Origin of the sequence: Sphingorhabdus sp., from assembly GCF_044357595.1 — a bacterium.
Lineage (GTDB): Bacteria > Pseudomonadota > Alphaproteobacteria > Sphingomonadales > Sphingomonadaceae > Sphingorhabdus_B.
The window spans coordinates 1-7196 of the sequence record NZ_JBIKPH010000125.1; the positions used below are offsets into that span (position 1 = coordinate 1).

General features: G+C 57.2%; 9 protein-coding genes, 1 tRNA gene and 1 pseudogene. 3 read left to right on the forward strand and 8 right to left on the reverse strand.

All coding sequences use genetic code 11. The features are described from left to right. The 8 genes and pseudogenes from ACIQ2T_RS10895 to ACIQ2T_RS10930 form a co-directional block, all read right to left on the reverse strand. A pseudogene (locus ACIQ2T_RS10895) lies at positions 1-311 on the reverse strand (8-amino-7-oxononanoate synthase); the annotation flags it as partial. Positions 312-330: 19 nt separating this feature from the next. Then, the gene (locus ACIQ2T_RS10900; protein ID WP_300038296.1) at positions 331-576 is read right to left on the reverse strand and encodes an acyl carrier protein; all 246 of its coding nucleotides are present in this window, start codon (positions 574-576) and stop codon (positions 331-333) included. Positions 577-666: 90 nt separating this feature from the next. Then, positions 667-1575, reverse strand: a complete 909-nt coding sequence (locus ACIQ2T_RS10905; RefSeq protein WP_397590832.1) for an NAD-dependent epimerase/dehydratase family protein — start codon at positions 1573-1575, stop codon at positions 667-669. Continuing rightward, positions 1572-2702, reverse strand: a complete 1131-nt coding sequence (proB, locus tag ACIQ2T_RS10910; RefSeq protein WP_397590833.1) for a glutamate 5-kinase — start codon at positions 2700-2702, stop codon at positions 1572-1574. The genes ACIQ2T_RS10905 and proB overlap by 4 nt, the downstream gene beginning before the upstream one ends. Further along, a complete protein-coding gene (obgE, locus tag ACIQ2T_RS10915; RefSeq protein WP_397584650.1) occupies positions 2687-3739 on the reverse strand; it encodes a GTPase ObgE in 1053 nt (350 codons plus the stop codon). The genes proB and obgE overlap by 16 nt, the downstream gene beginning before the upstream one ends. 32 nt (positions 3740-3771) lie before the next feature. Then, positions 3772-4017, reverse strand: coding sequence for a GIY-YIG nuclease family protein (locus ACIQ2T_RS10920; RefSeq protein ID WP_397590834.1), 246 nt, complete (start codon positions 4015-4017; stop codon positions 3772-3774). Positions 4018-4105: 88 nt separating this feature from the next. Continuing rightward, positions 4106-4181, reverse strand: a tRNA-Ala gene (locus ACIQ2T_RS10925). A gap of 73 nt (positions 4182-4254) precedes the next feature. Beyond that, a complete protein-coding gene (locus tag ACIQ2T_RS10930; protein ID WP_397590835.1) occupies positions 4255-4572 on the reverse strand; it encodes an FYDLN acid domain-containing protein in 318 nt (105 codons plus the stop codon). Positions 4573-4728: 156 nt separating this feature from the next. Between ACIQ2T_RS10930 and aroA the strand changes: the two genes are divergently transcribed. The 3 genes from aroA to ACIQ2T_RS10945 are packed head-to-tail and all read left to right on the forward strand — an operon-like array spanning position 4729 to position 6961. Beyond that, a complete protein-coding gene (gene aroA / locus ACIQ2T_RS10935; RefSeq protein ID WP_397590836.1) occupies positions 4729-6063 on the forward strand; it encodes a 3-phosphoshikimate 1-carboxyvinyltransferase in 1335 nt (444 codons plus the stop codon). Continuing rightward, positions 6060-6338, forward strand: a complete 279-nt coding sequence (locus tag ACIQ2T_RS10940) for a hypothetical protein (protein ID WP_397590837.1) — start codon at positions 6060-6062, stop codon at positions 6336-6338. The genes aroA and ACIQ2T_RS10940 overlap by 4 nt, the downstream gene beginning before the upstream one ends. Continuing rightward, positions 6335-6961, forward strand: coding sequence for a (d)CMP kinase (locus ACIQ2T_RS10945; protein ID WP_397590838.1), 627 nt, complete (start codon positions 6335-6337; stop codon positions 6959-6961). The genes ACIQ2T_RS10940 and ACIQ2T_RS10945 overlap by 4 nt, the downstream gene beginning before the upstream one ends. The last annotated feature ends 235 nt before the right edge of the window (positions 6962-7196 follow it).

The following is a 7196-nucleotide window of genomic DNA, read 5'->3' on the forward strand; positions in this document are numbered from 1 at the left end:
CCGTAAAATTCCTTCAACGCGTCTTCGCATTCCTTGTGGCCCTGAAACGTGCCATTCAGAACGCGGCTGCCCGTGGTGCCCGCGCCAAATTCGTCCAAAGCTTTCTTGCCTGCCGCGATGACATCATCATCAAAGGTCATGCCCATATAATTATAGGTGCCAAGCAGGATCGTTTCCTTGCCATTGACGACGGCAACGGTTGGGGATTTCACCTCTTCCATCACCAGGCTGAACGGGTCCTTCACACCAGTGGCGAGCAGACCTTCGCGCTGGGCGATTAAAGCGTCAAATTTTGAAAATAAGTCAGTCATTACCGTCTCTCGTAAAAAATTAGGCAGCGGTTAGCTTGGTCACGGCATCGACCAACTGGCCGACATTTTCGATCTCTGCCTGCAAATTCATGCTGATGATGATGTCGAAGCTGTCTTCGACTTCCGCGACAAAGTCCATGACGGTCAGGCTGTCCCATTCAAGGTCGCCAGCAAAGGTCGTTGTCTCACTGACATCAACGCCTTTTTTGTTAAATGGCGCAATCAAGCCCTTCAGGCGATCAAACATTTCGCTTCGGTCAGTCATTCGTAAATCCTCGAAATAGATTGCGACTATTGCGCTATATCGTGGCGCTATGGCAAGGGAATAAGGCGGCAAAAGGGCAAGGCCAAGGCGCTACATCCACCCTTGCTTGCGATACCATGTTACTGTGTCCTGAAGCCCCTTTGGCGTGGCTATTTCCGGTTTCCAAAGTTCGGGCGCTGGCGCGGCGTCCGGGTCAATGGTCCAGTCGGTATGCGCGAGATAATCGGCGCGATCCGGCGTCAACTTTGCCTTTGGTCCCCGAATAGCCCGATCGGCCCATCCCGCAATTTTTAGAAGAAAGCGCGGCGCGTGGATTGTTGTGATGTTGCGTCCGACTGCCGCGCCAATGGCCTTGGCAAAAGCTTCATGGCTCCACCCGCCCACGATAGCGTCATCAGCCTCAAAAACCCGCTTCGATACATCAGAAGCCGACAATAATGTCACAAGCAAACGCGCCAAATCATCGACATGAATGACGGAGACGCGTCCGCGTGGCGGCAGCAAGGCCCAGCCTTTGGCGGCAATACGAAACATGTCGAACATTTCTGTGTCACCGGGCCCATAGACTCCCGGCGGACGGATGACGGTCCAGTCGAGTTTGGAGCAGCGCACCAAATATTCTGCTTTCGCTTTACTGGCACCGTATATCGACAAGCCAGGGTGGCGGGCGGCGAGTGAGGAAACATGGACGAAGCGACCGATACCCGCCGATGCTGCTGCAGCGAGCATATGTGCCGTGCCCGTCACATTACCGCTTTCAAAACCTGCCGCATCGGGCGCGTTTACGACGCCTGCGACATGTAAGACGGCATCGGCCCCTTTGCATAATTCGATGAGGCTGGCGGCATCATCCAGGCGCCCATGCACCCAAGTTACCCCGGCTTTCTTGGGCTGGTCGCGCCGCGTCAACGCGCGCACATGCCAGCCAGCGGCAAGCAGTCGGTCAAGTGTGATCCGCCCGACAAAGCCCGTCGCGCCCGTCAGCGCAACTGTCTTCACAGAAGAACCAGTTGATCGCGGTGGACAAGGACGGAGCGCGGCACAGTCCCCAATATGGACGCCAACTCGCTTGACCGATGTCCACAAATTCGTGCGGCATCGACCGCGTCATATTCCGAAAGTCCACGGGCAATTGCGATATCGTCGTCGGCGCTAATGTCTATGACATCGCCGCGCTTAAACTCGCCCTCAACCGACAAGGCGCCAGCGGGCAACAGGCTGCTGCCGTTTTTCAACGCCCGAACCGCACCATCGTCGATGCGGATGCGGCCCTTGACCGTTAGCCGCCCGCTGAGCCAGCTTTTGCGGGCCGACGCCCCTTCACGCGGGACGAAGAAGGTCGCTGCGCCACCTTGCTCTAATGCCAAAAGCGGGTGGTCGCGCAGGCCCGATGCGATGACAAGGCCAATCCCCGCGCGCGTTGCAATGTCGGCGGCATCCAGCTTGGACGCCATCCCGCCCGATCCCATGCCAGAGGAGGAACCTTCGGCCACCATCACCCGCACGCGGCCATCAATCTTCTCGACGGTTGGAAGCAACATAGCGTCGGGCAAATGCGGCGCACGGTCGAACAGGCCATCGACGTCGGACAGCAACACCACGCCAGCAGCGCCCGCCGCTTGCGCAACACGGGCTGCCAAACGGTCGTTATCGCCAAAACGAATTTCTTCGGTGGCCACGCTGTCATTTTCGTTGATCACAGGCACCGCGCCTGCCCCCAACAGGCGGTCCAATGTAGCGGCGATGTTCAAATAGCGGCGGCGGTCTTCAAAATCATCCAGCGTGACCAATATCTGCGCTGCGGCCAAGGACTGCGCTTCCAACAAATCAGCCCAAATGCCAGACAGCACAATTTGCCCCACGGACGCCGCAGCCTGCGCATCGGCAAGGCTGGCGCGGCCACCCTTGTCAAAGCCAAGCCGACGGGCACCCAGCGCAATCGCGCCGGACGTCACAATGATGATCCGTTGCCCCGCCTTATGCCGCGCACTGATGTCGGCGACGAGCGTTTGCAGCCATTCCCGCCGCAATTTACCGTCAGGCTGAACCAACAGCGACGATCCGACTTTCACCACCAATAAGGGGCAAGATATTGGCAGGAAGGCAGCGTTCAGATTGGCGACCATGTCCCGTCCTCGGAAATGCCGTCGGCTTTCGCCCCTTCGATGCCGCTTTTGGCAGGCAGCGCCTCCAAAATCCGGTCGAGTACAAGATCAACGCCTTGGCCCGTTGCGCCCGAAATCGCGATGACATCTTTCGCGCCAGCGGCATGAAGCTGCTGTGCAATATCGGCCATTAATTCCGGATCCAGCAAATCGCCCTTGTTGAGTGCAACAATCTGCGGCTTTTCATCAAGTGCCGCGCCATATTCACTCAATTCGGCACACACGACATGCCACGCTTCAACGGGATCATCCTGCGTCGCGTCAATCAAGTGAATGAGAATGCGGCAGCGTTCAATATGCCCCAAGAAACGGTCGCCAATGCCGACACCTTCCGCGGCGCCGGCAATAAGCCCGGGAATATCGGCAAGCACGAACTCACGCGATTTATGGTCTACGACACCCAATTGCGGACGCGTGGTCGTGAACGGATAATCGCCGACCTTCGCTTTGGTATTCGACACTTGGTTGATGAATGTCGATTTGCCCGCGTTCGGCATACCGACAAGACCAGCATCGGCCAGCAGCTTCAGCCGCAACCAAACATACATTTCTTCGCCAGGCCAGCCTGGGCCATGTTCGCGCGGAGCACGGTTTGTCGAGCTTTTATACGAAGCATTACCGCGACCGCCATCACCGCCGCGCAGGAACACAACGCGCTGCCCAACCGCGGTAAGGTCAAACAAAAGCGTGCGCTCCTCATCATCAGCAAGCACCTGCGTTCCAACTGGAACCTGAATGACGAGTTCGTCGCCATATGCGCCATGGCGGTCTCGGCCCATGCCTTGAATGCCGCGCATCGCTTTAAAATGCTGTGCATAGCGAAAGTCGATAAGCGTGTTCAGGCCCGCCACAGCTTCAAAAATGACGTCGCCACCTTTGCCGCCATTGCCGCCATCAGGGCCGCCATATTGCACATATTTCTCACGCCGAAAGCTGACAGCCCCCGGGCCACCTGCGCCAGAACGGACAAAAATCTTAGCTTGGTCAAGAAAATGCATAATTGGCCTTTAGGGGAGAATGCCGGTTTTGACTAGCGCAGTCGCTTTGATGCAAACGCACGGCCCGACCCTGATTTGAGATATTTTTCGAATGCAACGGGTTTGTGTGGATCGTCGAACCAACAATGGAAAACCAATTTCCAAGGCTTGAACTTCGAGGTGTGCTTTGACTTTCCAGAATTATGGTCACCTAGACGGCTCGCAACGTCTGTGCACATTCCCGTATAAAATTCATTCGGGTGTGCTTCGCTCTGAATGATATAGACGTGATGCGGCATCTGAAAAAGCCCTCCTACGCCTGCGGCTTCGGCGGACAACCTTCGCTAAAACATCGTCTGGCCTGCCAGCCGAAGCTTTAGCGAAGGTTGGTGGAGCCTAGGGGAGTCGAACCCCTGACCTCTACACTGCCAGTGTAGCGCTCTACCAGCTGAGCTAAGGCCCCATATAGCCGCCCAGAAGCGGCCTTGGTGAGGAGCGCCACTAGCGGGCGCTCCTATATATATCAAGCGCGAAGATTAGATGTCGTCAGGTTCGCCTTCGGTGCCAGCAACGCCAAGGTCTTCGTCACCACCCAAGTCAACATCATTGTCTGGCGAAACGTCGCCGTCGACAGCATCGACGTCAATGTCGAGATCGTCATCGGCCAGGTCAGAGTCGTCCTTTTTCTTTTGGACTTCTTCAAACGGCATTGGCTGCTTCGATTTCAGAACTGGCTCTGGCGTCCACTGGTTGCCGCATTCGATGCATTCAACCGGCTCATCCTTGGTCAGATCATAAAAACGAACGCCACATTTCGGGCAAGTGCGCTTGGTTCCCCATTCAGCCTTGATCATGGCGGGCTTAAATCCTTTTTAAACTGGCTTGGAAAGGCGATCCACGTCTGTGAATCACCGTCAATTGGCGCGGCCTTTGCCACAGCGACGCGCCGCTGTCAAAAATTACTGTGGTCGTTGACTTGATCGCGCATCATCCGCAAAGCGAAAAACATCATGCACCGCGCCCAATCTCGATCCGGCAGTTTCCAGCCCAGCGGCCCGTTACGCGGCACGCTTAAGGTTCCCGGCGACAAATCCATCTCACATCGCGCGCTTATGTTGAGCGCTCTTGCGGTGGGGACAAGCCATATCTCTGGCTTGCTTGAGGGCGAAGACGTTTTGGCCACTGCCGCCGCCATGCGGGCGATGGGCGCGCATATTGAACGGAATGGCGAAGGCAGTTGGACCGTGCACGGCGTTGGCGTCGGTGGCCTCATGCAGCCTTCTGGTGCGCTGGACATGGGTAACAGCGGCACTTCCACGCGGTTATTGATGGGGCTCGTTGCCAGCCACCGGCTAACCGCCACGTTCATTGGCGATGCAAGCCTGTCGAAACGCCCCATGGGCCGCGTGATTGATCCGCTTAGCCAAATGGGCGCCGAGTTTACGACGAGCCCCGGCGGTATGCTGCCGCTGATGGTGCGTGGACTGGTGCCCGCCATACCGATTAGTTACCGCCTGCCGGTGGCCTCTGCGCAAGTTAAAAGCGCCGTCCTGCTGGCCGGGTTAAACATTGCGGGCATCACCGAAGTCATCGAGCCAGTGCCCACCCGCGACCATAGCGAACGGATGTTGCGCGGTTTTGGTGCAGATTTAACGGTTGATGTTGATACAGATGGCGTACGCCATATCCGGTTGATGGGTGAAGCTGAATTACAGCCGCAGCAAATTGCGGTTCCCGGCGATCCTTCGTCAGCCGCGTTCTTCGTGGTCGCCGCTTTGATTACACCAGGCAGCGAAGTCACCGTTACCCATGTCGGCATGAACCCGACCCGCACCGGCATTTATAAAATGCTACAGGCGATGGGCGCTGACCTGACCTATTCCAACGAACGCGAAGTCGGCGGCGAGCCAGTGGCCGACATCACCGCGCGGCACTCGGTCTTGCGCGGCATAGACGTACCGCCGGATGTTGCGCCAAGCATGATTGACGAATTTCCCGTGTTTTTCATCGCCGCCAGCATGGCGCAAGGCCGGACGACGACGAGCGGGCTGGACGAACTGCGCGTCAAAGAATCCGACCGGCTGGCGCTCATGGCGACTGGCCTGAAAGCCATTGGTGCGCAAGTCGAAGAACGCGAAGATGGCCTCATCATAGAAGGTAGCGGCGGGGAGCCGTTAGAAGGCGGTGCGACCGTGACAAGTGCATTGGACCACCGCATCGCGATGAGTTTCGCGGTGGCAGGGCAGAATTGCTATCACGCGGTAACGGTGGATGACGTCTCGCCCATCGCGACGAGTTTTCCGACATTTGAAGACATTCTTATAAATCTGCAGGCGCAGCATTGACCGAATATCTCTCGCCCTTCGCCGCGGATCTTGTCGGTTTTGCGGGCAGCTTTTTCATCGTGGCGGCTTTCGCCTATAGCAACCTCACGGCGCAGATGAACGCTTTGTGGTTCAATGCGGCGAACTTCCTTGGCGCGGCGTTGCTAACCATATCGTTGACGGTGAATTTCAATCTTCCGACGATGGTTTTGGAAGTCGTCTGGATGGCAATTGCGCTGTTTGGCATTGTCAAGGCGTTGATGACGCGCCCTGCTGACGCAGGCGCAGCGAAATGATTATCGCCGTTGACGGGCCAACTGCCTCGGGCAAGGGCACGTTGGCAAAGGCACTCGCCGCGCATTTCGGCTTGCCGTTTTTGGACACGGGCCTGCTCTACCGCGCGGTGGGACGGCACGTGCAATTGCATAAGGGCAACCCCGACGATCCGGCGGACGCTTTGGCCGGATGTGGCTTTCCCGATAGCATTCTTGATGATCCGGTTTTGCGGAACGAGGAAGTTGGCGGCCTTGCAAGCCGTGTGTCTATCCACCCCAACGTGCGTGCCGCGCTCAACAAGCGGCAGGTAGACTTTGCCAACCAGCCGGGCGGGGCATTGCTTGACGGCCGCGACATCGGCACGGTCATTGCGCCGCATGCCGAGGTAAAGCTGTTCGTCACCGCCCCTGCCGAGATCCGCGCACGGCGACGCCATGATGAAATGCAACGGCAGGGCATCAATGTCGCGTTTGCGGATATCCTCGCTGACATCCGCGCCCGCGACGAACGCGATATGGGCCGCTTGGATGCCCCATTAAAACCCGCCGAAGACGCGCTATTGCTTGATACCGGCGATTTGACTATAGGCGACGCCGTTCAAGCTGCGATATCTTTGGTGGAGTCGAAACTCCGTCAGAAGTAAGTGGCGGGGCGTTTCGCAGGAAAGCTGCGTCATGCTGAACTTGGTTCGGCATCTTACTTTGGCATTGGCCTTCATCAGTAAGACCCTGAAGCACGTTCAGGGTGACACGCGCGTTTCTTCGTTACCCTCTTAAAACGAACGCTTTGCTGCTATTCGGGCATCAAGGCAACTCTGGTCAAAGACCGTCGGAACCAACCGACTGGCCGGACAAAAAGTACGTAAGGAAACTCTAACC

Bases quoted from the DNA above. Each gene is read 5' to 3' on its own strand.
- ACIQ2T_RS10900 (WP_300038296.1), bottom strand. From the start codon at position 576: ATGACTGACCGAAGCGAAATGTTTGATCGCCTGAAGGGCTTGATTGCG.
- proB (WP_397590833.1), bottom strand. From the start codon at position 2,702: ATGGTCGCCAATCTGAACGCTGCCTTCCTGCCAATATCTTGCCCCTTA.
- obgE (WP_397584650.1), bottom strand. From the start codon at position 3,739: ATGCATTTTCTTGACCAAGCTAAGATTTTTGTCCGTTCTGGCGCAGGT.
- ACIQ2T_RS10920 (WP_397590834.1), bottom strand. From the start codon at position 4,017: ATGCCGCATCACGTCTATATCATTCAGAGCGAAGCACACCCGAATGAA.
- ACIQ2T_RS10930 (WP_397590835.1), bottom strand. From the start codon at position 4,572: ATGATCAAGGCTGAATGGGGAACCAAGCGCACTTGCCCGAAATGTGGC.
- aroA (WP_397590836.1), top strand. From the start codon at position 4,729: ATGCACCGCGCCCAATCTCGATCCGGCAGTTTCCAGCCCAGCGGCCCG.
- ACIQ2T_RS10945 (WP_397590838.1), top strand. From the start codon at position 6,335: ATGATTATCGCCGTTGACGGGCCAACTGCCTCGGGCAAGGGCACGTTG.